This is a genomic window from Streptomyces sp. NPDC046881, from assembly GCF_040645015.1.
Lineage (GTDB): Bacteria > Actinomycetota > Actinomycetes > Streptomycetales > Streptomycetaceae > Streptomyces.
The window spans coordinates 49,288-72,626 of the sequence record NZ_JBEYXJ010000030.1; the positions used below are offsets into that span (position 1 = coordinate 49,288).

At 70.1% G+C, this 23,339-nt stretch carries 23 protein-coding genes and 1 riboswitch; of the genes, 11 read left to right on the top strand and 12 right to left on the bottom strand.

What is annotated here, in order from left to right:
* Window positions 1–8 precede the first annotated feature (8 nt).
* Window positions 9–1,088: a histidinol-phosphate transaminase gene (hisC, locus tag ABZ923_RS17155; RefSeq protein WP_361471816.1), complete on the bottom strand. Its 1,080-nt coding sequence runs from the start codon at window positions 1,086–1,088 to the stop codon at window positions 9–11.
* Window positions 1,089–1,542: 454 nt separating this feature from the next.
* On the opposite strand from hisC, the gene ABZ923_RS17160 reads away from it, so the two are divergent.
* The 3 genes from ABZ923_RS17160 to ABZ923_RS17170 all read left to right on the top strand — a co-directional run bounded on the left by ABZ923_RS17160 (window position 1,543) and on the right by ABZ923_RS17170 (window position 5,121).
* Window positions 1,543–2,655 carry a LacI family DNA-binding transcriptional regulator gene (locus ABZ923_RS17160; protein ID WP_358635691.1) on the top strand — a complete coding sequence of 371 codons (1,113 nt, stop codon included), beginning with the start codon at window positions 1,543–1,545 and terminating at the stop codon, window positions 2,653–2,655.
* Window positions 2,656–2,989: 334 nt separating this feature from the next.
* Window positions 2,990–4,075, top strand: coding sequence for a metallophosphoesterase (locus ABZ923_RS17165; protein WP_361471819.1), 1,086 nt, complete (start codon window positions 2,990–2,992; stop codon window positions 4,073–4,075).
* Between the two features lie 182 nt (window positions 4,076–4,257).
* Window positions 4,258–5,121 (top strand): hypothetical protein, encoded by an 864-nt coding sequence (locus ABZ923_RS17170; RefSeq protein WP_361471822.1) that lies wholly within the window; start codon window positions 4,258–4,260, stop codon window positions 5,119–5,121.
* Window positions 5,122–5,131: 10 nt separating this feature from the next.
* Here the strand turns inward: ABZ923_RS17170 and ABZ923_RS17175 are convergent, their stop codons facing one another.
* Entirely contained in the window at window positions 5,132–6,514 is a 1,383-nt protein-coding gene (locus ABZ923_RS17175) for a VWA domain-containing protein (protein WP_361471824.1), read from the bottom strand.
* A gap of 90 nt (window positions 6,515–6,604) precedes the next feature.
* On the bottom strand, window positions 6,605–8,407 hold the full coding sequence (gene thiC, locus ABZ923_RS17180) for a phosphomethylpyrimidine synthase ThiC (protein ID WP_361471827.1): 1,803 nt from the start codon (window positions 8,405–8,407) through the stop codon (window positions 6,605–6,607).
* A riboswitch (TPP riboswitch) is annotated at window positions 8,400–8,577 on the bottom strand. (Overlaps the previous gene by 8 nt.)
* Before the next feature lie 71 nt (window positions 8,578–8,648).
* Here thiC and ABZ923_RS17185 point away from each other — a divergent pair.
* The gene (locus ABZ923_RS17185) at window positions 8,649–10,079 is read left to right on the top strand and encodes a YibE/F family protein (protein ID WP_361471830.1); all 1,431 of its coding nucleotides are present in this window, start codon (window positions 8,649–8,651) and stop codon (window positions 10,077–10,079) included.
* Window positions 10,080–10,208: 129 nt separating this feature from the next.
* On the opposite strand, the gene ABZ923_RS17190 is transcribed toward ABZ923_RS17185, so the two are convergent.
* From ABZ923_RS17190 to ABZ923_RS17205, 4 genes are all read right to left on the bottom strand, one after another.
* On the bottom strand, window positions 10,209–10,646 hold the full coding sequence (locus ABZ923_RS17190; RefSeq protein ID WP_361471833.1) for an SsgA family sporulation/cell division regulator: 438 nt from the start codon (window positions 10,644–10,646) through the stop codon (window positions 10,209–10,211).
* 99 nt (window positions 10,647–10,745) lie between these two features.
* Window positions 10,746–11,507 carry an IclR family transcriptional regulator C-terminal domain-containing protein gene (locus ABZ923_RS17195; protein ID WP_361471835.1) on the bottom strand — a complete coding sequence of 254 codons (762 nt, stop codon included), beginning with the start codon at window positions 11,505–11,507 and terminating at the stop codon, window positions 10,746–10,748.
* 390 nt (window positions 11,508–11,897) lie between these two features.
* The gene (locus ABZ923_RS17200) at window positions 11,898–12,110 is read right to left on the bottom strand and encodes a DUF5326 family protein (protein ID WP_361471838.1); all 213 of its coding nucleotides are present in this window, start codon (window positions 12,108–12,110) and stop codon (window positions 11,898–11,900) included.
* Window positions 12,111–12,242: 132 nt separating this feature from the next.
* Window positions 12,243–12,560 (bottom strand): cupin domain-containing protein, encoded by a 318-nt coding sequence (locus ABZ923_RS17205; RefSeq protein WP_358636045.1) that lies wholly within the window; start codon window positions 12,558–12,560, stop codon window positions 12,243–12,245.
* A 59-nt stretch (window positions 12,561–12,619) separates the two neighbouring features.
* Here ABZ923_RS17205 and ABZ923_RS17210 point away from each other — a divergent pair, with 59 nt between their 5' ends.
* The 4 genes from ABZ923_RS17210 to ABZ923_RS17225 all read left to right on the top strand — a co-directional run bounded on the left by ABZ923_RS17210 (window position 12,620) and on the right by ABZ923_RS17225 (window position 15,416).
* A complete protein-coding gene (locus ABZ923_RS17210) occupies window positions 12,620–12,997 on the top strand; it encodes a phage holin family protein (RefSeq protein WP_361471840.1) in 378 nt (125 codons plus the stop codon).
* Between the two features lie 7 nt (window positions 12,998–13,004).
* The gene (locus tag ABZ923_RS17215; protein ID WP_361471843.1) at window positions 13,005–13,496 is read left to right on the top strand and encodes a low molecular weight protein-tyrosine-phosphatase; all 492 of its coding nucleotides are present in this window, start codon (window positions 13,005–13,007) and stop codon (window positions 13,494–13,496) included.
* Window positions 13,493–14,641 (top strand): cystathionine gamma-lyase, encoded by a 1,149-nt coding sequence (locus tag ABZ923_RS17220; protein WP_361471846.1) that lies wholly within the window; start codon window positions 13,493–13,495, stop codon window positions 14,639–14,641. The genes ABZ923_RS17215 and ABZ923_RS17220 overlap by 4 nt, the downstream gene beginning before the upstream one ends.
* A 292-nt stretch (window positions 14,642–14,933) precedes the next feature.
* Window positions 14,934–15,416 carry an NUDIX hydrolase gene (locus ABZ923_RS17225; RefSeq protein WP_181793921.1) on the top strand — a complete coding sequence of 161 codons (483 nt, stop codon included), beginning with the start codon at window positions 14,934–14,936 and terminating at the stop codon, window positions 15,414–15,416.
* 12 nt (window positions 15,417–15,428) lie between these two features.
* On the opposite strand, the gene ABZ923_RS17230 is transcribed toward ABZ923_RS17225, so the two are convergent.
* On the bottom strand, window positions 15,429–16,061 hold the full coding sequence (locus tag ABZ923_RS17230) for an HAD-IB family phosphatase (RefSeq protein ID WP_361471850.1): 633 nt from the start codon (window positions 16,059–16,061) through the stop codon (window positions 15,429–15,431).
* 150 nt (window positions 16,062–16,211) lie between these two features.
* Between ABZ923_RS17230 and ABZ923_RS17235 the strand changes: the two genes are divergently transcribed.
* On the top strand, window positions 16,212–17,078 hold the full coding sequence (locus tag ABZ923_RS17235) for a GNAT family N-acetyltransferase (protein WP_361471853.1): 867 nt from the start codon (window positions 16,212–16,214) through the stop codon (window positions 17,076–17,078).
* A gap of 73 nt (window positions 17,079–17,151) precedes the next feature.
* On the opposite strand, the gene ABZ923_RS17240 is transcribed toward ABZ923_RS17235, so the two are convergent.
* Both ABZ923_RS17240 and ABZ923_RS17245 read right to left on the bottom strand, forming a co-directional pair.
* The gene (locus ABZ923_RS17240; protein WP_189296679.1) at window positions 17,152–17,571 is read right to left on the bottom strand and encodes a heme-binding protein; all 420 of its coding nucleotides are present in this window, start codon (window positions 17,569–17,571) and stop codon (window positions 17,152–17,154) included.
* Between the two features lie 96 nt (window positions 17,572–17,667).
* Window positions 17,668–18,876 carry an MFS transporter gene (locus tag ABZ923_RS17245; RefSeq protein ID WP_361471857.1) on the bottom strand — a complete coding sequence of 403 codons (1,209 nt, stop codon included), beginning with the start codon at window positions 18,874–18,876 and terminating at the stop codon, window positions 17,668–17,670.
* Between the two features lie 142 nt (window positions 18,877–19,018).
* Between ABZ923_RS17245 and ABZ923_RS17250 the strand changes: the two genes are divergently transcribed.
* Window positions 19,019–19,477 carry a MarR family transcriptional regulator gene (locus ABZ923_RS17250; protein ID WP_361471860.1) on the top strand — a complete coding sequence of 153 codons (459 nt, stop codon included), beginning with the start codon at window positions 19,019–19,021 and terminating at the stop codon, window positions 19,475–19,477.
* 10 nt (window positions 19,478–19,487) lie between these two features.
* Entirely contained in the window at window positions 19,488–19,940 is a 453-nt protein-coding gene (locus ABZ923_RS17255; RefSeq protein ID WP_361471863.1) for a GNAT family N-acetyltransferase, read from the top strand.
* 96 nt (window positions 19,941–20,036) lie between these two features.
* On the opposite strand, the gene ABZ923_RS17260 is transcribed toward ABZ923_RS17255, so the two are convergent.
* Both ABZ923_RS17260 and dnaB read right to left on the bottom strand, forming a co-directional pair.
* Entirely contained in the window at window positions 20,037–21,422 is a 1,386-nt protein-coding gene (locus ABZ923_RS17260) for a serine hydrolase domain-containing protein (RefSeq protein WP_361471866.1), read from the bottom strand.
* Window positions 21,423–21,493: 71 nt separating this feature from the next.
* Window positions 21,494–22,972: a replicative DNA helicase gene (dnaB, locus tag ABZ923_RS17265; RefSeq protein ID WP_361471869.1), complete on the bottom strand. Its 1,479-nt coding sequence runs from the start codon at window positions 22,970–22,972 to the stop codon at window positions 21,494–21,496.
* Window positions 22,973–23,339: the final 367 nt, after the last annotated feature.

A 23,339-nucleotide genomic window follows, 5' to 3' on the forward strand; every position in this document is an offset into this window, starting at 1 on the left:
GCGCCGAGCTAGATCTCCTTGCGGAATCCCTCGGCCACCTTCAGGAAGATGTCGTTCGCCTCGGCCTCGCCCACCGTGACCCGCACACCCTCGCCCGGGAACGGCCGGATCACCACACCGTGCTCCTCACAGGCCTGCGCGAACGGGACCGTACGCTCCCCCAGCCGCAGCCACACGAAGTTGGCCTGCGTCTCCGGCACCGTCCAGCCCTGGGACCGCAGCGCGTCGACCACGCGTGTGCGCTCGCACACCAGCGAGCCGACCCGGCCCAGCAGCTCGTCCTCGGCCTGCAGCGAGGCGATCGCCGCGTCCTGCGCCAGCTGGCTCACCCCGAACGGCACCGCCGTCTTGCGCAGCGCCGCCGCCACCGGCTCGTGGGCGATCGCGAAACCGACGCGCAGCCCGGCCAGCCCGTACGCCTTGGAGAAGGTCCGCAGAACGCAGACGTTGGGCCGCTGCCGGTACAGCTCGACACCGTCGGGCACCTCGGTGTCACGGATGAACTCCCGGTAGGCCTCGTCCAGCACCACCAGCACGTCCTCGGGCACCCGGTCGAGGAACCGCTCCAGCTCGGCCCGCCGCACCACCGTGCCGGTCGGGTTGTTGGGGTTGCAGACGAAGATCAGTCGCGTCCGGTCGGTGATCGCGTCCGCCATCGCGTCCAGGTCGTGCACATCGCCCGGCGTCAGTGGCACCTGCACCGAGCGGGCGCCGCTGATCTGCGTGATGATCGGGTACGCCTCGAACGACCGCCAGGCGTAGATCACCTCGTCGCCGGGGCCGCTGGTGGCCTGGATCAGCTGCTGGGCGACTCCCACCGAACCGGTGCCGGTGGCCAGGTGGGAGAGGGGCACACCGAAGCGGTCGGACAGCTCGTTCATCAGTCCGGTGCAGGCCATGTCCGGGTAGCGGTTGAAGTCGCAGGCCGCCGCCGTCACGCTCTCCAGCACGCCGGGCAGCGGCGGGTACGGGTTCTCGTTGGAGGACAGCTTGTAGGCGACCGGGCCGCCGGTCGCGGCCGGCTTGCCCGGCTTGTAGGTGGGGATCCCCTCCAGCTCGGCGCGCAGCTTGGGGCTCGTCTCGCTCACCGCAGTCCTCCTCGCGACCACCGGCGGCCCGTCGACACCACCGGCTTCCAATACTCCTCACCTTAAGAGGATTCGGCCCCGCTGCGAACAGGTCCGGGGCACCCGGCAGCGCGGGGCACCGTCGCGGGGAGCGGTGGATCTCACATCGCCCACCGGCATCCAGGGCATGGCCGTACGAAGGCGTACGTTTCGGGGGGCGCGCCGTACATATATCTATGCGCCGGTGGCTTGCGCCGTGGCGCGCGTCCCTCGTGAAGGTGAGTTGAGACCTCTTCGAGACATCGGGCACTTGGCAGGCCCATCCGCGTCGACAAGTAACGTCTTACTATTGGATCGCTCAACTGCCTTACTTTCTAAGGCAGTTGACCTCCCTTGACCATGCAGAAACGTGCCTGTCAACGCGTGCATATGCGTCCGCACTACCCCACCACATGAGCCCTACTATCGGCTCGCCATGACAGCAGCAGGGAAGCACCAGGTGAGCCGCGCGGAAACCTCACGTCGAGGCAGTCGGCCGGGCCGTGCGGGCATCAGAGACGTTGCCGCCGCCGCCGGGGTCTCCATCACGACCGTGTCCGACGCCCTCAACGGCAAGGGCCGGCTCCCGGATGCCACCCGGCGCCATGTCCGCGAGGTGGCCGACCGGCTCGGGTACCGACCCTCGGCCGCCGCCCGCACCCTCCGTACCGGCAAGTCGGGACTGATCGGCCTGACCGTGACGACGTACGGGGATGAACCTTTCACCTTCACGGAGTTCGCGTACTTCGCCGAGATGGCCCGGGCCGCCACCTCGGCCGCGCTCGCCCGCGGCTACGCCCTCGTCATCCTGCCCGCGACCTCCCGCCACGACGTCTGGTCCAACGTCGCCCTGGACGGCACGGTCGTCATCGACCCCTCCGACCAGGACCCGGTGGTCAGCGAACTCGTCCGGCAGGGCCTGCCGGTCGTCTCCGACGGCCGCCCGGCCGGCTCGCTGCCCGTGACCGCCTGGGTCGACAACGACCACGAGGCCGCCGTCCTCGGCATCCTCGACCACCTCGCCGACGCCGGCGCCCGCCGCATCGGCCTGCTCACGGGCACCACGACGGACACCTACACCCACCTGTCGACCACCGCCTACCTGCGCTGGTGCGAACGCGTCGGCCAGGACCCGGTCTACGAGGCGTACCCGGCGCACGACCCGTGCGCGGGCGCCGTCGCCGCCGACCGGCTGCTCGCCCGCCCCGACCGGCCCGACGCGGTCTACGGCCTGTTCGACCCCAACGGCACCGACCTGCTCGCCGCCGCCCGCCGCTACGGCCTCCGCGTCCCGGACGACCTGCTGCTGGTCTGCTGCAGCGAGTCCACCGTGTACGCCAGCACCGAGCCGCCCATCAGCACGCTCTCCCTGAAGCCGCGCCGTATCGGCACCGCCGTCGTCCAGCTCCTCATCGACGCCATCGAGGGCGTCGAGTCCGATCAGCCGGTCGAGCAGGTGATACCGACGGAGCTGATCGTGCGCACCTCCTCCCAGCGGCGGCCCCCGCGCACGACGGTCAGCCCGCCGCGGACACCGGACGACACGTAGCGCCGCCGCCGCACCGGCCGCCCCGGGGAGACCCCGGCAGGTGCGGCGCGGACCGACCGGCGCGGCGCGCGGAGGACACGGGGGCGCACCCGGCCGGCCGGGCACCGGCAGGACGTGACATCGCCCGGCCGACGCTCCGATCGGCCGACAGCCGGTCGAACATCTGCCCAAACGGGGCGAAAGCCGCGGTGAACCGGAGTCTCGTTCCGATTCACCACCCCTGGGTCATCACACGGCGCGACGCGCATTCCTATGATGGGCCCACGACACCGCGGACCGCTGCGACCAGGCAGTCCGAAGCGGTGCAGATGCGGCGCGATGGTGGAGGGGTCTGATGACTCAGGGGGCCGGTCAGGGACCCGAGGCGGAGCGGACGGCGACGCTGCGCGACTTCCGGGTACCCGCGTACGTCCATGAGACCGGTCCGTACGTCCGCAGCATCCACCCCGGCGACGTCGTGCCGCCCGCCGACGAGGCGTACCCCGAGGGCTACACGCCCACCCAGCGCGACCTGCCCGTCATCAACCGCGGCGACACCGTCCAGGTCCCCGTCGAACCCGCCCCCGCGCCCGCCGCCCCGGCGCCGCAGCCCGCGCCCGGACCCGGGCCGCTCTACGTCGTCGGCGACGTCCACGGCTACCTGGACGAGCTGGTGGCCGCCCTGCAGGAGCAGGGGCTGATCGACGCCTCGGGCCAGTGGTGCGCCGGCACGACCCGGCTGTGGTTCCTCGGCGACTTCACCGACCGCGGCCCGGACGGCATCGGCGTCATCGACCTGGTCATGCGGCTGTCCGCCGAGGCCGCGGCGGCAGGCGGCTACTGCAAGGCCCTGATGGGCAACCACGAGCTGCTGCTGCTCGGCGCCAAGCGGTTCGGCGACACCCCCGTCAACTCCGGCGCGGGCACCGCCACCTTCCAGGCGGCCTGGCTGCTCAACGGCGGCCAGAAGACCGACATGGACCGCCTCCAGGACCACCACCTGCAGTGGATGGCCCGCCTCGACGCCGTCGAGGAGGTCGACGGCTATCTGCTGCTCCACTCCGACACCACCGCCTATCTCGACTACGGCGACTCCATCGAGGCGGTCAACGACACCGTCCGCGAGACGCTGACCCGCAACGACGCCGACGAGGTCTGGGACCTCTTCCGCAAGCTCACCAAGCGCTTCTCCTTCCGCGACGAGGGCGGCGCCGACGCCGTGCGCTCCCTCCTCGATACGTACGGCGGCACCCGGGTCGTTCACGGGCACAGCCCCATTCCCTACCTGCTCGGCGAGGTCGGCTCCGAGGACGGCGAGGAGAACAGCGGCCCGGTCGTCGAGGGACCGCACATCTACGCCGACGGGCTGGCCATCGCCATGGACGGCGGCGTGACCATGGCCGGAAAGCTGCTGGTCCAGCAACTGCCGCTGGACCTCTGACCGTTCGACGGGCAGGCGTTCCCCCGGCTGCCCGCGCGCAGGCGGAAACGCAATTTCCGGCAATCCCCTGTCGACGCGCGCCGTCACGGCTCTACCATCGGCTTATCCGTCGCAGGCTCCCCTCCGTTTCTGCCCGACGGCTCGCCGGCGTGCGAGTCCCAAGCCCTACGGAGCATCGGGGGATGCACATGAACAGCGTTCCGCAGCACCTGCAGAGCGAGGACCGCCAGGAATTCGAGCGGCTCCTCGATGAGGCGCTGCGCTCCGCACCGCACCGACCGGAACTGGCCGCCGTCGGCCAGCGGCTCAATATCGAACAACTGCGCACCATGGCACTCAGCGCCTCCGCCCTGATCACGGCGGCCGCGGCGGCCGAGTACCAGCACTACGTCACGCTCCGGGCCGAACTGCGCCAGCCGGCGCTGTCCGTTCCGCCCACCGCCGAGAACTCCGGCACGGTGGACCCCGGTTCGACCACCACGGGCCTCGCCGCCTCCCTCGGCGAAGCCGCCGAGAGCACCGGCGCGGGCGCCGTCGCGGTCGTCGCCGTCCTGGCTCCCGTCCTCTCCGGCACCGCCGCGGTGATCTTCCTACTCGTCGGCTACATCCTGAAGATGCTGGACCCCGGGCACACCCTCGCCCGGACCCTGCTCACCACCGGCTGGGTGTTCGGCGCCATCACCGCGGCGGCGATCCTCGTCGCCGCCGTCGGACTGCTGCTCACCGCCCTGCGCAACAGCACCCCGGCGGACGAGCGGGCCCGGGACGCGGCCCACGAGGAGCTGGCCAGGGCCCGGGAGGAGTGGCGGGACGCCCTGCTGGAGCGCGGCATCGTGCCCTTCCTCCAGGAGGCACTCACCGAGCCCGGCACGACCGCCGTGCCGCACCCGGCCCCGCCCGCGCCGACCGGCCGCATGCCGCGCCTGGGCTACGACCGTCCCGGCTTCAGCAGCCCCGACGACGGCACCGGCTCCGGCCGCCCCAGCTTCACCAGTCCCGACTACACGAGCCCGGACTTCGGCGGCCCCGAACACCAGCCCGAGTGACGAGCTCGACTCAGAGGATGCCGGCCTGACGGGCGGCAGTCATCCAAGCCGGGAACTCGGACAGAAGCCGGTCGTACAGTTCCGGGTCGGAGACCTTACTGATGTCGTCGACGGCGAAGAAGCCGACGTTGTCGACCCGTCGGCCCGGCATGGTGTCGAATCGCTCCAGCACGCCGTAGTTGGACCGTCCCATACCCACGAACTGCCAGAAGATCGGTTCCTCCACGGCTTCACGAAGCTCCCGCTCGATCTCCGCGTTGCGGTAGACGCCTCCGTCGGAGAAGAACAGCACGAGCGTGGGGGCAGTGGTCGGATGCTCACGAACGTACTGCCGGACCTGAGCGATGGCTTTCTGCTCCTCGTTCTGGATACCGACCGCCCGCATGTCCACCTGACCGGCTTGCAGTCCCTTCTTGGGTTTCCTGCTCCGGCCGAAGAGACTCAGCTCACCCACCCTGACGTGGAGCCGTAGCCATTCCGGGAGTTCCCCCAGGCGTAGATCAGGCAGTCGGGCCGCGTGCGAAGCGAACGTCCAGGCCTGCATCTCGCCGTCGTCGTCCAACTGTGCGGCGACCGCGGCCATGCGCTCCACCACGTCGGCCACCACGCCCTTCGAGTACAGGAAGGACATGGAGCCGGAAGCGTCGAGTACCAGGATGACGCGCGCCGTCACACCGGCGGCACCGTGCTTTCTGAGGCTGACCGCCACCTGCTCCTTGCGCAGGGACAGCCTCTTACGCATGTCCACGGGCAGTAGTTCCTCGCCCTTACCGGAGTGCGCGTCGAGTGTCGGCGCGGACTGGGCAGGCGGTGCCGGCGCGGGAGCCGGCGACAGACCGGGGGCGGCTGTGGCCGAGGCATCGTCGTCAACGGTGATCCCGAAGTCGGTGGCCAAGCCGGCAAGCCCGGCAGCATATCCCTGTCCGACCGCACGGAACTTCCACTGACCGCCTCGCACATAGAGCTCGCCACCGATGAGCGCCGTCTCCGTCGTGGCCTCCATGTCGAACCGGGCCAGTTCTCCCTGCGTGCCTGCGTCGAACAGCCTCAGGGTCAGTCCCGACATCTGCCCGAACGTCCCGCCGTCAGTGGACGCACACAGCACAATCCTTTCGACTTCCGGTTCCAGCGCGCGCAGATCCACCTCAAGCGTGTCCGTCGTGACGCCGGCACCCTTCTGCTTTCCGAGGTGCCTCACGGAGCCGGATGCATGCTGCGGTTGGTTGTAGAAGACGAAGTCACCGTCGCTGCGAACCCGTCCGTCACCACTGAGCAGCAGCGCCGAGGCATCGGCGTCCGGCGCTCCGGGTGTTTCGGACCAAGCAAGCTCAGCGCGCACCGCCCGGGAACCGATCGGAAGGTTGGCGCCCTTGCTCATTGATCTCGCTGTCATGCAGCAAGTCTGGGGCCGGCACGGGACGGACACCACCTCCTCGTCCCGGGGAGCGATGGTCCGGGGACCGGACCATCGCTCCCTGCTCCGTCAGTCGGCCAACGGCAGGTACACCCGGTTCCCGCCGGCCGCGAACTCCTTCGACTTCTGGAGCATCCCCTCGGCGATCTCCTCGGGTGAAGCCCCTTCAGCCGCCGCACCACCGAACCGCTCCGTGATGCTTTGGCTGATCTTCATGCTGCAGAACTTCGGGCCGCACATGGAGCAGAAGTGGGCCGTCTTTGCGGGCTCGGCGGGCAGGGTCTCGTCGTGGAACTCCCGTGCCGTGTCCGGGTCCAGAGCGAGGTTGAACTGGTCCTCCCACCGGAACTCGAAGCGGGCGTCGGACAGTGCGTCGTCCCACTCCTGCGCACCGGGGTGCCCCTTGGCGAGATCGGCGGCGTGTGCGGCGATCTTGTAGGTGATGACACCGGTCTTGACGTCGTCCCGGTTGGGCAGGCCCAGGTGCTCCTTGGGCGTGACGTAGCAGAGCATCGCCGTGCCCCACCAGGCGATCATCGCGGCACCGATGCCGGAGGTGATGTGGTCGTACGCCGGCGCGACGTCCGTGGTCAGCGGGCCGAGCGTATAGAACGGAGCTTCATCGCAGATCTCCTGCTGAAGGTCGATGTTCTCCTTGATCTTGTGCATCGGGACGTGTCCCGGGCCCTCGATCATGGTCTGTACGTCGAAACGCTTGGCGATCCGGTTGAGTTCCCCGAGCGTCCGCAACTCCGCGAACTGGGCCTCGTCGTTGGCGTCCGCGATCGACCCCGGCCGCAGGCCGTCGCCCAGCGAGTACGTGACGTCGTAGGCGGCGAGGATCTCGCACAGCTCCTCGAAGTTCTCGTACAGGAACGATTCCTTGTGGTGGGCCAGGCACCACGCGGCCATGATGGAGCCGCCCCGCGAGACGATGCCGGTCTTGCGGTTGGCGGTGAGCGGGACGTACGCCAGCCGGACGCCCGCGTGGACGGTCATGTAGTCCACGCCCTGCTCGGCCTGCTCGATGACGGTGTCCTTGTAGATCTCCCAGGTCAGCTCCTCGGCCCTGCCGTCGACCTTCTCCAAGGCCTGGTAGAGCGGCACCGTGCCGATGGGGACGGGGGAGTTGCGCAGGACCCACTCGCGGGTGGTGTGGATGTTGCGCCCGGTGGACAGGTCCATGACCGTGTCGGCGCCCCAGCGGGTCGCCCAGGTCATCTTCTCGACCTCCTCCTCGATGGAGGACGTCACCGCGGAGTTGCCGATGTTGGCGTTCACCTTCACCAGGAACCGCTTGCCGATGATCATCGGCTCGATCTCCGGGTGGTTGACGTTGGCCGGCAGCACGGCCCGGCCCGCCGCGATCTCCTCGCGGACCACTTCGGGCGAGACGTTCTCCCGGATGGCCACGTACTCCATCTCGGGCGTGATCTCGCCCCGGCGCGCGTACGCCAGCTGGGTCACCGCCTGGCCGTCGCGGCCCCGGCGCGGCTGGCGCGGACGTCCCGGGAAGACCGCGTCCAGATTGCGCAGCCCGCCACGCGGCGAGGTGTGCTTGATCCCGTCGTCCTCGGGACGGACCGGACGGCCCGCGTACTCCTCGGTGTCGCCGCGGGCGATGATCCAGTTGTCCCGCAGGGGCGGCAGGCCCCGGCGGACGTCCGTGTCGACGAGCGGATCGGTGTACGGGCCGGATGTGTCGTACAGCGTGACCGACTGCCCGTTGGTGAGGTGCACCTGACGGACCGGCACGCGCAGGTCGGGGCGCGAGCCCTCGACGTACGCCTTGTGCCAGCCGATGGACTTCCCGGCCTCCTGCGACTTCTCGTCCTGAACGGAGGCAGGCGTGCGTGCGTCCTTGTTGGTCATGAGACCTACTCCCTACGCCGGCATTACCCGGTAACAGGTTCGGCGGTCGACGCAGCGGTGTCCGTCTGCCGACGCTTCCTGTGGAACATCGGTTGTTCCACGTGAAACATCGCGTGTACGGAGGTCAGCGCCCTCTCAGCCCGGTGCTCCGAGCTCCCGCGTGTGCAAAGGTGCCTCCACGCTAGCGCCATGTGTGGCGCGGTGAACAGTGGGCCCCTACCGTTCTTGCGATGATCGGGTGGTGACCAGGATGGAGCAGTACCCCTATCAGCCGCCCGAGCCGCACCGCCGAGACGGCTCGGACAAGGGCGACGCACACGGCCATGGAGCCCATGAAGGCAGCCGTGATACCGCGCCTGGGCACGGTCATGCGCACGGCCACAGTCACAGTCACGGGCCCGCCGCCCCCGTGTCCCAACACCTGCGCAAGGTCATCGCGGCGATCCTGGTGCCCTTCACGGCGGCCGTCCTGGTCGGTCTCGTGGTGCTCTGGCCCGGATCGGCCCCGTCCCACAAGCGCTCGGGTGTCGGTTTCGACCGGCAGACCCAGCAGGCCACGGTGACCCGGGTCGTGGAGGTCAGCTGCAAGTCGGTGAACGCCGCCGGTGGCGCCCCGACCGGCGACACGTCCACCGCCGGGGGCGCGTCCGCACAGCAACAGGCCGGCGGTACCTGCAAGAAGGCGACCGTCCGCGTCGACACCGGCAAGGACAAGGGACGTACGTTCACCGAGATCGTGCAGCCGGACCAGACACGGCAGCTGCACCAGGGCGAGAAGGTCGTGGTCGCCTACGAGCCCTCGGCCCCCAGGGAGCTGCAGTACGCGGTGACCGATGTGGACCGGAAGTTCCCCATGGCGCTGCTCGCGGGCATCTTCGCGGTGGCCGTCGTCGTGGTGGGCCGGCTGCGCGGTGTCATGGCACTGGTCGCCCTGGCCGTGAGCTTCCTGGTGCTGACGCTGTTCATCCTGCCGGCGATCCTGGAGGGGGCGAACCCACTGGTGGTGGCCGTGGTGGGGTCCAGCGCCATCATGCTGATCGCCCTGTACATGTGCCACGGCCTGTCGGCGCGTACGTCCGTGGCCGTGCTCGGCACGCTGATCTCGCTCTTGCTGATCGGCGTGCTCGGCTCGCTCTTGATCGGCTGGGCGGCGCTGACCGGCAACACGGACGACAACACCGGCCTGATCCACGGTCTGTATCCGTCGATCGACATGAGCGGTCTGCTGCTGGCCGGTGTCATCATCGGTTCGCTCGGCGTGCTGGACGACGTGACGGTGACCCAGACGTCGGCCGTCTGGGAGCTGCACGAGGCGAACCCGTCGATGGGCTGGCGCGGCCTGTACCGGGCGGGTATCCGGATCGGCCGCGACCACATCGCGTCCGTGGTCAACACCCTCGTCCTCGCCTACGCCGGTGCCGCCCTGCCCCTGCTGCTGCTGTTCTCGATCGCGCAGAGCAGCGTCGGGACCGTGGCCAACAGCGAGCTGGTGGCGGAGGAGATCGTGCGCACGCTGGTGGGCTCGATCGGTCTGGTCGCCTCGGTCCCGGTCACCACCGCGCTGGCCGCCCTCGTCGTGTCGGCCGACCGGCCCGGACCGGCCTCGGCGGCACCCGCCGGGGCGCAGCCCGCGCCGGCACGGGGCGGCCGGGGCCGGCGCCGGAAGCGGTGAGCACGGAGGGCCGGGGAGGGTGCGTACGGTGGGGAGGCCCGCGGTGTCACCGGAAGGAGCCCGCTGCAGAAGCGTTCCTGCAAGGTTCCGTGCGGCATCGCGACGGGCCGCCACCCGTGCCGTAACGCTTCAGCCGGCGCTCTGCTCCTCGGCCAGGATGCGGTCCAGAGCCTCGTCGAGATGCGCGTCGAAGTCGGCGAGCGCACCCTCCTGACCGAGCGGCACGAGCTTGTCCGTGCGGTCCAGGAAGGCCACGAGCGGTGGCGCCGACGAGCGGAACAGGGCCTGGTCGCCGCCGACCTGAAGCCGGATCAGCACCTCGCCCAGCACCTCGGTATCGGTGGGGGCGATGTGCACATCCCCCTCCCCGCACGGACGGCCGACCCCGTCGATCAGCAGCTCTCGTCCGAAGGCCCAGGTCACCGGGGCGTCACCGGGCAGATGAAAAGTGAGCCGCACGGCATAGGGATCACTGGCCTCGTAGCGCAACTCCACTGGAATGCGGAAGGAGAGCTCCTCCGACACGAGAAAGCTCATCATGACTTCTGCCTGTACGGACTCGCGCATTGCCTACCCCGTCATATGACGTCGACTGGCCGGGATTGATCTCTCTGACAGTGGTCAAATCTTGCTGAACGTGCACGAGAGATCACAAGGAGTGAGTTTTCAGATACTGATAGAGAGGGTGAGTGCTCCCAAGTGCCGCCCGATCTCCGCCTGGAGCCGGTGGGCCGCGGGCAGCAGCCGGTCGGCCTGGTGGGCGGGGAGGGAGATGGCCATGGTGGCCGCGGTGGCGCCGACCGTGATCGGGACCGCCGCACAGACCGTCCCGACCGCGTACTCCTGACGCTCGACCACCGGTTCCATGCGCCGCGTCCGGGCCAGCCGCCGCAGCAGCGCGTCGTTGTCCCGCACGGTGTACGGCGTGACGGGCTGCACGGGATACCGGGCGAGGTGGTCGCGCCGCGCGTCCTCGTCCAACTGGGAGAGCAGGCACTGGCCGATGGCGTGGGCGTGGCCGGTCTCGCGGAAGTCCGCCCATTCCTCGACCGCGGGCGCCTGACGGGAGGCGGAGACGCACATGACGTCGATCTCGCCGTCCCGGTACATCGCGTAGTACATCGGTACACCGATGGAATCGCGCCAGTGCGCGAGTGTGTCGGCCACCGTGCTGCGACGTTTCTGCTGCGCTCCGCTGCGGCCCAGCCGCTCCGCGGCGTCACCGAGGAAGAACAGCCCCTTCTCGCGGCGCAGATAGCCCTCGTGGACCAGGGTGCGCAGCAGGTGGTACGTCGTGGGCAGCGCGAGGCCGGTCTCGCGGGCGAGTTGTTTGGCGGGGGCGCCGTACGCGTGGGCGGCGACGGTCTCCAGCAGGCGCATGGCGCGCTGGACGGATCCGATGAGCGTGGCGGGGGGCGCGGCGGTCACCGGGGACTCCGGGCGGACGGCGCAGGGCGGTGGTCCGGAGTGGTCCACGGACTGCGGGGCGCCGCCGGAGAGGCTCGCCGCGTGGGGCTGGCCGGGGACGGCCACGGAGGCCGGCCGCCGGACGGGGGACGCGCTGGAGCGCGGTGGGGCGGGGGGTGCGTGGGGTTCTGCCGGTGCGGTGTCAACCGTGGCCAAGGGTCACTCCCGAAGCGCGAGGGGGCAGCCCGTGCGGACGAGCACGGAGGGGGGTCTGCGCCACCCACGGGGCGGGACCCCGTGGGGAGTTCCGGACTTTAACCGTCCGCCACCGCGTGCAGACGGCTCCCGGCGAAACTTCCCTCCCCCGAGGGAACCGGTACTCCCGTCAAGGGTGACCGGCTCCCGCGCGCCTCACCAGTCGCTGCGGGACGCGGAGCTCGCCGTGAACTTGCGCACGACGTAGATCAGCCCGCCGACCAGGGCGACGAAGACCAGCGCCTTGAACAGCAGGCCGACGACGAAGACGACCGCGCTCGCTATCAGGCCGCCGAACACGACCAGGGCGATGATCGGCACCGCGACCCACTTCACCCACCACGGCAGCCCCGCGAAGATCTCTCGCATCGCCCTCGTCCTTTGCATCTCGTTCGTGTCGATGTTCCGTATTCGATGCTAGGGCCGCGGAGGGCCGTCGCGGGGGCCTCGCATCCCTTGCCGTCCCCTGACCTGTCCCCTAGGGAACCCTGAGCCAGGGCCTCACGCCTCGGGCGGAGAGAACACCACGAGCACCCTGAGGTCCTCGCTGATGTGGTGGAACTTGTGGGCGACTCCGGCGGGCACGTACACGACGCTGCCCCGCGCCACCTCGGTCGTCTCCAGACCGACCGTGATCGAGGCCCGGCCGCTGACCACGAAGTACACCTCGTCCTGACCGTGCGGCTTCTGCGGGTCGTGCTCGCCCGCGTTCAGCGCGTACAGCCCGACCGACATGTTCCGCTCACGCAGGAACTGCAGGTAGGCGCCCTCGTTGGCGGCGCGTTCCGCCTCCAGTTCGTCCAGCCGGAATGCCTTCATCGCCGCTGCCGCCCTCGCCTCACTGCTCGCTCTTGCTCCGGTCTGCCACGATCAGACACATGAAGAATTTCCTAGTCAAGACGATCGCCAACGCGGGCGCCCTGGCGGTCGCGGTGTGGCTGCTCGACAAGATCACCCTGACCGGTGACAGCACCGCCAAGAAGGCCGGCACGCTGATCGTCGTCGCGTTGATCTTCGGCCTGGTGAACTGGCTGGTCAAGCCGATCCTGAAGGTGCTCACCTTCCCGCTGTTCATCCTGACCCTGGGCCTGATCACCCTCGTCGTGAACGCGCTGATGCTGCTGCTGACCTCCTGGGTGTGCGGCAAGCTGCAGCTGAGTTTCCATGTGGAGGGATTCTGGACGGCCGTGCTCGGCGGTCTGATCGTCTCCGTCGTCTCCTGGGCGCTGCACATCGTCCTGCCCGACGAGGACTGACCACGCCATGAGCTACCGCGTCTGCTTCGTGTGCACCGGCAACATCTGCCGCTCCCCGATGGCCGAGTCCGTCTTCCGCGCGCGCGTGACGGAGGCCGGACTGGAGGACCTGGTGGCGGTCGACAGCGCCGGCACCGGCGGCTGGCACGAGGGCGAGCCGGCCGATCCGCGCACCGTCTCGGTACTGGAGGAGCACGGCTACGACAGCGAGCACACGGCCCGCCAGTTCCTGCCGTCGTGGTTCGCCCGGCTGGACCTCGTGATCGCCCTCGACACCGGCCACCTCAGGGCACTGCGCCGCCTGGCGCCCACCGAGGAGGACGCGCGCAAGATCCGGTTGCTCCGCTCCTTCGACCCCGCCGTCGGCGACGACCTCGACGTACCGGACCCGTACTACGGGGGCCGGGACGGCTTCGAGGAGTGTCTTGAGATGGTGGAGGCGGCGAGCACCGGTCTGCTCGCCGCAGTACGGGAAGAAGTGGAAGGACGGGCCGCATGAGCGACGCCACGAAGGACGAGGGCCGCACCGGCGACGGCACGCGCGCGGTACGGGCGGGGCTGCCCGAGCCGGTCAAGCACGAGCCGACCCTGCCCGGACCGGTGTTCGCGGCACACTTCCACCTGCCCGGCGAGGCGACGGGCTCGTACCTGTACGGCCGGGACGACAACCCGACCTGGACACTGCTGGAGCGGGCCGTCAGCGAGCTGGAGGCGCCCGGGCGGGAGGACGCCGAGACGCTGGTCTTCGCCTCCGGCATGGCGGCGATCTCCGCCGTGCTGTTCTCCCAGCTGCGCGCCGGGGACGCGGTCGTGCTGCCGTCCGACGGCTACCAGGTGCTGCCGCTGGTCGGCGCCCAGCTGGAGGCGTACGGCATCGAGGTGCGCACCGCGCCGACCGGCGGTGACGCCCAGCTGGAGGTGCTCGACGGGGCGCGGCTGCTGTGGATCGAGTCCCCGTCGAACCCCGGGCTCGACGTCTGCGACATCCGGCGGCTGGCGGAGGCGGCCCACGCGCGGGGCGCACTGGTGGCCGTCGACAACACCCTCGCCACCCCGCTCGGGCAGCGCCCGCTGGAGCTGGGCGCCGACTTCTCGGTGGCCAGCGGCACCAAGCAGCTCACCGGGCACGGCGATGTCCTGCTGGGCTACGTCACCGGCCGCGACGCCGAGGCGATGGCCGCCGTGCGCCGCTGGCGCAAGATCGTCGGTGCGATCTCCGGGCCCATGGAGGCCTGGCTCGCGCACCGGTCCATCGCCACGCTCCAGCTGCGCGTCGACCGGCAGAACGCCACCGCCCTCGCCGTCGCGCAGGCACTGCGACAGCGCCCCGAGGTCTCCGACCTGCGCTACCCGGGCCTGCCCGACGACCCTTCGCACAAGATCGCCTCGCAGCAGATGCGTCGCTACGGCTGCGTCGTCTCCTTCACCCTGCCCACGCGCGCGCGTGCCGAGCGTTTCCTCGCTGCCCTGCACCTGGTGGAGGACGCCACGAGCTTCGGCGGGGTACGGTCCACCGCCGAGCGCCGCCGCCGCTGGGGCGGGGACGCCGTCCCGGAGGGATTCGTCCGCATGTCCGTCGGCGCGGAGGACCCCGAGGACCTGGTGGCCGACGTACTGCGCGCCCTGGACGAGTCCGCCGGGTAAGCGCCTCCGTATCGGCGCACCGAATCCCCAGGACGGTCCGAGCCTCCCCCCTCGTGGCTCGGACCGTCTGCGGCCTTCGTGAGCGAAAGGCCGTGCGAACAAGGTTAGTTGACCCTGCGTCAATGTCCAGTCACTCGTCGCGAGCGCTGAGCCTGCCCGGGCCTTCGAAATTCACGGCCCAAGGCGCTCTGGCCGCCCTCGCGGAGCCGCCCCTTCCACCGTGCACGCGCCGCGGTCGTGTCGTGGCGCTTTGCGATGTTTCACGTGGAACCAGCCGGGCCACATTTCTCCCATGACCGTCCGACCCGTGGTCAAGCGCACCGCCCGTGCTGTTCTCCTGGACGGTGACGACCTGATCTTGATCAAGCGCACCAAGCCCGGAGTCGATCCCTACTGGGTCACCCCCGGTGGCGGAGTCGAGCCCGGGGATTCAACCGTCGTGGATGCCCTGCACCGGGAGGTGTACGAGGAACTCGGCGCCAAGATCACCGATGTGGTGCCGTGTTTCGTGGACACGGTGGAGCACATCGGTGAGGACGGCGGCGCCACCGGGGTGAAGGTGCAGCACTTTTTCGTGTGCCGGCTGGAGTCCATGGATCCGTCCCTGCGTCACGGTCCCGAAGTGGAAGAGCCGGCCGGCGAGTACGAGATCGTCCGCGTCCCGTTCACCCGTGTCGGTATCGCCTCCGTCCATCTCGTACCGCTGTCCCTGCGTCACTACCTCGACGGGAACATCGAGGGGGTACGCGCCATGCACGCTCCCGACCTCGGGTAGGACGTCCGTCGGCTACCGGGCCGGACCGATCAGCTCATAGGCGTCCCACAGGTCCCGTCCCGTATAGGAATGGGTCGCGAGTCCGGTCAGGTGGGCATCGGCATTGACCGCCACGGAAACCGGTACGACAGCGAACAGTTCTCTGTCCGACGACGAGTCGCCGTACGCCACACAGTCGGCCCGGGTCACGCCGAACTCCGCGCAGAGCCGGTCCGCGATGGTCACCTTGGCCGCGGCGGTGAGCGCCCCGGACGGGTCGACAGGCTGGGTGAACGGTACAGCCGGGAAACGGGAGCCGTGCGCCGCGTGGGCGCCCCAGTCGAGGAGGAGTTCCACGAAGAAGGAGGGCGAGAGGGACACCACCGCGCAGTATTCGCCCGCCTCGCGGATCTCCGCCCAGACCTCGCGGATTCGTGCCAGCCAGGGAGCCGCCTCGAACGCGGCCCGCACATGCGCCTCGGTCAGGTCCGCCCACAGGTCGTACACCTGTGCCGCGTACTCCGGCGGACCGATCCGTCCCTCCGCGATCGCGCGGTCCAGTGCCACCGTCTCGGCTTCCAGCCCCAACTGGCGGGAAATCTCCACGGGCGCGGTGGTGCCGTGCAGCAACGTGCCGTCGAGATCGAAGAGATGAAGTCTCGCCATGGCCCAGAGGCTAGTCGGCTGCCGATGTTTCACGTGAAACACCCACAGCTGTCCGGGAGCTGTCCGCCGGGCCACGAGATGGCCAAAAGCACCTGCGTCCGCACCGAAACGGGTGGACGGCGGGGGTGCCGGTCGGACAGCCTGACCTGCGTGCCGACACCTTCCCTCGCCGCTCTGCCCATCCGCCGCCTGACGCTTCGCGATCTCACCGCGTGCGCCGACCTGTCCGAAGACCGGGGGTGGCCACGCGAGGAACACAAGTGGGGTCTCCTCCTCTCGGCCGGGAAGGGCTTCGGTATCGATGACCCTGAAGGCGGTCTCGTCGCCGCGTGCGTGGTCACGGAGTACGGCGCCTGGCAGCGGCCGGATCTCGGCGCCATCGGCATGGTCCTGGTGGCCGGACGCCACGCCCGCCGTGGCGTGGGACGCCGCCTGATGCGGCATGTCCTGTCGGTCATGGGGACCACCCCGCTGACCCTGCACGCCACGCCGTACGGCCGGCCGCTCTACGAGGAGCTGGGCTTCAAGGTGACGGGCCGGGCCGAGATGCTGACGGGCCGCTTCACACCCGGCGGGCCGGATCCCTTCGTCGTCACGCGCGCCGCCACCGCGGAGGATCTGCCCGCGATCCTGCGCCTCGACGAGGAGGTGTTCGGCACCGACCGCACACCCCTCATCACCCGGCTGCCCGCCTTCGCCGATCAGCTGCGAGTGGCCGAGGAGGACGGCCGGCTCATCGGCTACACGGCCGCGTGGCCCAACATGGACACCCACGTCGTAGGCCCGCTGATCGCCCGGGACACAGGGACCGCCCAGGCACTCATCGCCTCGCTGGCGGCCCACACGGAACGGCCGTTGCGCACCGACATCGACGTGCGCCATGAAGAGCTGCTGGCCTGGGCGAAGGAGCGGGGGCTCGCCTCCGTCGCCTTCAACTCGGTGATGACCTACGGCATCACGGACCTGCCGGGTGACTGGACCCGGCGGTTCGCCCCGCTCACGGTCGCCGCGGGCTGAGCACTCCTACGACGCACGTCCGGCCCCGCCGCTCGAAGCGACGGGGCCGGCGTCATGAGGCCCGGGTTGTGGCTCAGGCGAGCGCCTGGACGGCCGCGGTGGCGAAGCCGTGGTCCTGCTCCGGCGCCCCGCCGCCGACGCCGATGGCGCCGATCAGCCGGCCGTCGCGGTGGACCGGGATACCGCCCGCGATGAACAGCAGGGGCCGGTCCAGGGCCGTCGGCAGCGTGTGGAAGAGACCACCGGGCTGGACGGCGTCGACGAGGTCGGCGGTGGGGGCGTTCAGCTGGAGGGCCGTGTAGGCCTTGCGGGTGCTGGTCTCGCCGGAGATCAGCACGGCCCGGTCGTCCCTGCGGAAGGCGAGCAGGTGGCCGCCGGCGTCCAGGACGGTGACGCTGACGGTGACTCCGGCGTCCTCGGCCGCCCGGCGGGCCGTGGCGACGAGCAGCTCGGCGTCCTCGGTGGTGAGCGGGGTGACGGCGGTGGTGCTCATGGAGCTGTCTCCTTGGATGGTGCGGTGGTGGGTGCTTTCCGTACCGGGGGACCCCGGGCACGGACATCTGTGCGTTACGGGTGGTGAGGCGCCCGCTCAGTGGTGGACGGGCGTCCGCTGCCCTGCCGGCGTCCCTGAGGCGACCACGGCGCCGCGTGCGCCGTCGCGGCGCTCCAGTGCGGCCGAGAGGAAGGCGAGGACCAGGGCGGCAGCGGCGAGCGCGGCACCGACCCAGTTGGGGGAGGTGTAGCCGAGGCCTGCCGCGATCACGAGGCCGCCGAGCCAGGCGGACAGGGCGTTGCCCAGGTTGAAGGCGCCGATGTTCACGGCCGAGGCGAGCGTCGGGGCGCCGTGCGCCTGGTCGAGGACACGCTTCTGCAGCGGCGGCACGGTGGCGAAGCCCAGGGCGCCGATCAGGGCGATGGTCACCGCGGCGGCGATCTTGTTGTGGGCGGTGAGCGTGAAGAGGGCCAGGACGACCGCCAGCGCGCCCAGGGACACGTACAGCATCGGCATCAGGGCGCGGTCGGCGAACTTGCCGCCGACGAGGTTGCCGCCGACCATGCCGAGGCCGAACAGGACCAGCAGCCAGGTGACCGAGCCGTCGGCGAACCCGGCGATGTGGGTCATCATCGGCGCGATGTAGGTGATGGCCGCGAAGACACCGCCGAAGCCGAGGACGGTCATCGCCATGGCGAGCAGGACCTGGGCGTTCTTGAAGGCGGCCAGCTCGTGCCGCAGGTGTACGCCCTCCGGCCGCGGCAGGTCGGGCACGAGCTTGGCGATACCGGCGAGACCGATGACACCGAGGCCGGCGACGACACCGAAGGTGACACGCCAGCCGGCGCTCTGCCCGACAAACGTGCCCAGCGGGACGCCGACGACGTTGGCGACGGTCAGGCCGGTGAACATCATGGCGATGGCGCCGGCCTTCTTCTCGGGCGCGACGAGTTCGGCCGCGACGACGGAGCCGATACCGAAGAAGGCGCCGTGGGCGAGCGAGGCGATCACGCGTCCGATCAGCATGACCGCGAAGGCCGGGGCAACGGCGGACACCAGGTTCCCGACGACGAACAGGCCCATCAGCAGCATCAGCATCCGCTTGCGCGGAACCTTGGTGCCGAGCACGGTCATCAGCGGGGCACCGATGACCACGCCGAGCGCATAGCCGGTCACGAGCAGCCCCGCCGTGGGGATGGAGACCCCGAAGTCGCCCGCGACCTCGGGCAGCAAGCCCATGATCACGAACTCGGTCGTTCCGATTCCGAAGGCCCCGATCGCGAGGGCCAGAAGCGCGAGAGGCATAGAGGGGTACACCCTTCCCAAACGATTGCAGGAGCGCTTTGCGTTCGTTCACAATAATTGCAGACGCGGGCTAAATGCAACCGCCGACTATTGCGGCGGTGCTCTACGCTTGATGCAGCCGCCCGGGACGGAGGAGAACCCCATGACAGCGACGGACCCCGCGCTCACTGCCCTCGCCCAGGGCTGGTGCGCCCTTTCTGCGCTGCACGGCAGGATCGAGGCGCACATCGAGCGCGCGCTGCAGGCCAAGCACGACCTGAGCGTGCGCGAGTACTCCCTGCTGGATGTGCTCAGCAGACAGCACGACGGCGAGGGCGGGCATCTGCAGATGAAGCAGGTCGCCGACGCGGTCGTGCTCAGCCAGAGCGCCACCACCCGCCTGGTGACCCGGCTGGAGGACCGCGGCCTGCTGGAGCGCTACCTGTGCCCCACCGACCGGCGCGGCATCTACACCAACGTCACCCCGGCGGGCCTGCGGCTGTTGGAGGAGGCGCGGCCCACCAACGACGCCGCGCTGCGTGAGGCCCTGGACGACGCCGCCCAGCATCCCGAGCTGGCCCCGCTGGTCCGTGTGGTGGAGTCCCTGAACGTGCCCGCGTAGGGTGCGGCGCATGGACGATCTTGAAATACGGGCCGCGACCACCGACGACCTGGCGGCGATCGTCGCCATGCTCGCGGACGACCCGCTCGGTGCCCAGCGCGAGTCCCCCGACGATCTGACGCCCTACGAGACGGCACTCGAGCGCCTCGCCGCCGACCCGAACCAGCATGTCGTCGTCGCCGTGCGCGCAGGCCGCGTGATCGGAACCCTCCAGCTCACGATCATCCCCGGGCTCTCCCACAAGGGGGCCACCCGCGCCCTCATCGAGGCCGTGCGCATCCACAGCGACGAGCGGGGCAGCGGGCTCGGCAGCCGGCTGATCGAGTGGGCGATCGACACCGCCCGGGCGCTCGACTGCAGCATGGTGCAGCTGACCTCCGACAAGACCCGCACCGATGCCCACCGCTTCTACGAGCGGCTGGGCTTCACGGCTTCCCACGAGGGCTTCAAGCTGCGGCTCTGACCGCGCCCCGAGCCGCCGGATCCGTCGCGGCCGGGGAGCGCAGTAAGGGGGCAGGGGCGCGTTTCACGTGAAACACACCCCTGGGCAGCCACGGGTCTAGCCGATGCCCCGCCACCCCTCCGGGTCCACACCGCCGGGCACCGGAGCCTCGGGGTCGTACGGCTGCCGGGTGAACACGAACGAGCCGAGATCGAGGTGGCTCACGGATCCGTCCGGACGCCGTACCGGCCGCAGCAACTCACCGGCGTAATAGCCCTCCAGGCCCGTCCAGGTGCCGTCGCCGTTCGCCCGGAAGCGGGCCTTGCGGCCGCCGGCGGCCAGTGGTGCCAGGGCGAGAAGACCGTCGGCGGTCGCGCACAGGCCGAAGGCGGAGGTGCCCCAGTACCACTGCCCCACCAGCTCCAGCACCGTCGGATCGGCCTCGCGCAGTGGCCGCCAGGGCTCCGGGATGCGCGGCTCCGCCTCCGCGACGATCCGGACGAGGTCGGCTCCCACGGCACCCAGCAGCGGTCCGCTGGTGCAGTTCGCCAGCACCACCGCGGCCACGTCGTCCTCCACGCTGATGGTCAGGTTCGCCAGGAAGCCGGGCAGGGAACCGGAGTGCCCGACGAGCAGCCGGCCGTCGCGGCGCTGGATCTGCAGGCCCAGGCCGTAGGTGACCCCGTCCAGCACGTCCGCGGCCTCGGCGGGCGCCGCCGGGGTGCGCATCTCCCGTACCGACTCTGCGCTCAGGACCCGGTCGTCCCCTCGGGCCAGAAACGCGGCGAACCGCGCGAGGTCCCCGGTGGTCGACCAGAGTTGGCCGGCCGGCGCCATCCGCCCCAGGTCCTCCAGCGGCTCGGGCAGGAGCGCGTCGGCCCACGGGTGCACGGCCCAGCCGCCCGCGTGCGGGGCAACCGGCTGCATGCTCGTCCGGTGCAGGCCGAGCGGCTCCAGGATCTCGGCGCGCAGCACCTCCTCCCACGGAGCACCGCGCAGCTCTTCCACCAGGGCGCCGAGCACGGTGTAGCCCGGGTTGGAGTAGTGGTGCCGTCGGCCGACGGGATGCAGCAGGGGCTGTTCCCCGAGCACATCGCTCAGCTCGGGCCGCAGGGATCCGGGCGTCCGCTCCCACCAGGGCGCGGGTGATTCGGCCGCCAATCCCGCGGTGTGCGCGAGGAGTTCCGCGATCGTCGCCTCCCCCACGCCGGTGCCCGGCAGATGCTTCTCCAGCGGATCGCCGAGATCGAGCACGCCCTCGTCGCGCAGCCGCATCACCAGGACGGCGGTGAAGGTCTTGGTGATGGACCCGATCCGGTACTGCACGGTCTCGTCCGGGCCGTGCCCGTCCACCGAGGTCCGCGCCCCGTGCCACACGGCCTGCCCGTCCCGTACGACGGCGGCGACCAGCGACGGAGCCCGTCCCTCGGTCTGCGCGACGGCGATCCGGTGCAGCAGGGCGCGGCGGGTGCCGGGGAGCAGCGCTTCCTGAGTTGTCGTCATGGGCCCAGTCCACCTGGTACGGAGGCGGGCGTCGAATCCATTTGCCGGGCACCTCCTGGGTGCCCGGCCGATCAGGTCTGGGCCATGTCCACGAAACGGGAGTAGTGGCCCTGGAACGCGACCGTGATGGTGGCCGTCGGTCCGTTTCGGTGCTTGGCGACGATCAGGTCGGCCTCGCCCGCTCGCGGGGACTCCTTCTCGTAGGCGTCCTCACGGTGCAGCAGGATGACCATGTCGGCGTCCTGCTCGATGGAGCCGGACTCACGCAGGTCGGAGACCATCGGCTTCTTGTCGGTGCGCTGCTCGGGGCCACGGTTGAGCTGGGAGAGCGCGATGACCGGGATCTCCAGCTCCTTCGCGAGCAGCTTGAGGTTACGGGACATGTCCGAGACCTCCTGCTGACGGCTCTCGGCGCGCTTGGAGCCGCCGGACTGCATCAGCTGGAGGTAGTCGATGACGACCAGCTTCAGGTCGTTGCGCTGCTTGAGGCGGCGGCACTTGGCCCGGATCTCCATCATCGACAGGTTCGGGGAGTCGTCGATGTAGAGCGGCGCGGCCGACACGTCCGGCATCCGGCGGGCCAGCCGCGTCCAGTCCTCGTCCGTCATCGTGCCGGACCGCATGTGGTGCAGGGCGACCCGGGCCTCGGCGGACAGCAGACGCATCGCGATCTCGTTGCGGCCCATTTCGAGGGAGAAGATGACGCTCGGCAGGTTGTGCTTGATGGAGGCGGCCCGCGCGAAGTCCAGGGCGAGGGTCGACTTACCCATGGCGGGTCGGGCCGCGATGACGATCATCTGACCCGGGTGGAGGCCGTTCGTCAGCGAGTCGAAGTCGGTGAACCCGGTGGGCACGCCGGTCATCTCGCCGCTGCGCGAGCCGATCGCCTCGATCTCGTCGAGGGCGCCCTCCATGATGTCGCCGAGCGGGAGGTAGTCCTCGCTGGTGCGCTGCTCGGTGACGGCGTAGATCTCGGCCTGGGCACTGTTGACGATCTCGTCCACGTCGCCGTCGGCCGCGTATCCCATCTGCGTGATGCGGGTGCCGGCTTCGACCAGGCGGCGCAGGACGGCCCGCTCGTGGACGATCTCCGCGTAGTACTCGGCGTTGGCCGCCGTCGGCACGGTCTGGACGAGGCTGTGCAGATACGCGGCGCCGCCGACCTTGTTGATCTCGCCGCGCTTGGTGAGTTCGGCCGCGATGGTGATCGGGTCGGCCGGCTCGCCCTTGGCGTAGACGTCCAGGATGGCCGTGTAGATCGTCTCGTGCGCGGGCTTGTAGAAGTCGTGGCCCTTGAGGATCTCGACGACGTCGGCGATGGCGTCCTTGGACAGCAGCATGCCACCCAGGACCGACTGCTCGGCGTCCAGGTCCTGCGGCGGGACCCGCTCGAAGGACGAACCTCCGCCGTCCCAGGCCCCGTTGTCCCGGCCCCGGTCGTGCTGCTCGTCACGACCCCGGCCGCCGTCACCGCGCCGACGGGAGGCCGGCAGACGATCACTGGGCCCGCTGTCGGCCCACGGATCGTCCAAGGGCTCGGAAATGCTCACCGAGCCACCTCCTCCCGTCCGCACGGCGGACCTCGCCGTGTCCTCTTTTGTACGGCACGACACTGACAACTGAGAGGCCCAACTCCGGTTCTCACGCGTCGGATTTGTGACGAATCTCCGACCGGAAGAAGAGCGCTTGCCGGGCCGGAGGAAGGAGCGGGCGCCGGACAACCGTAGGCCCGTCGGCACCGTCAGCCAATCTGGTTATCCACAGGCCATGTGGACGACGGCCCCGATGCTGTGGAGAACTCGGCGAAACCTGTGCACGACCCGGTGGAAAGCCCTGTGAACAAGCCCTCGATCTCCCGACCAACAAGCCTCTGACCTGCATCTTTACGATCCACCGGCTGTGCAGAGAAAAAACTTC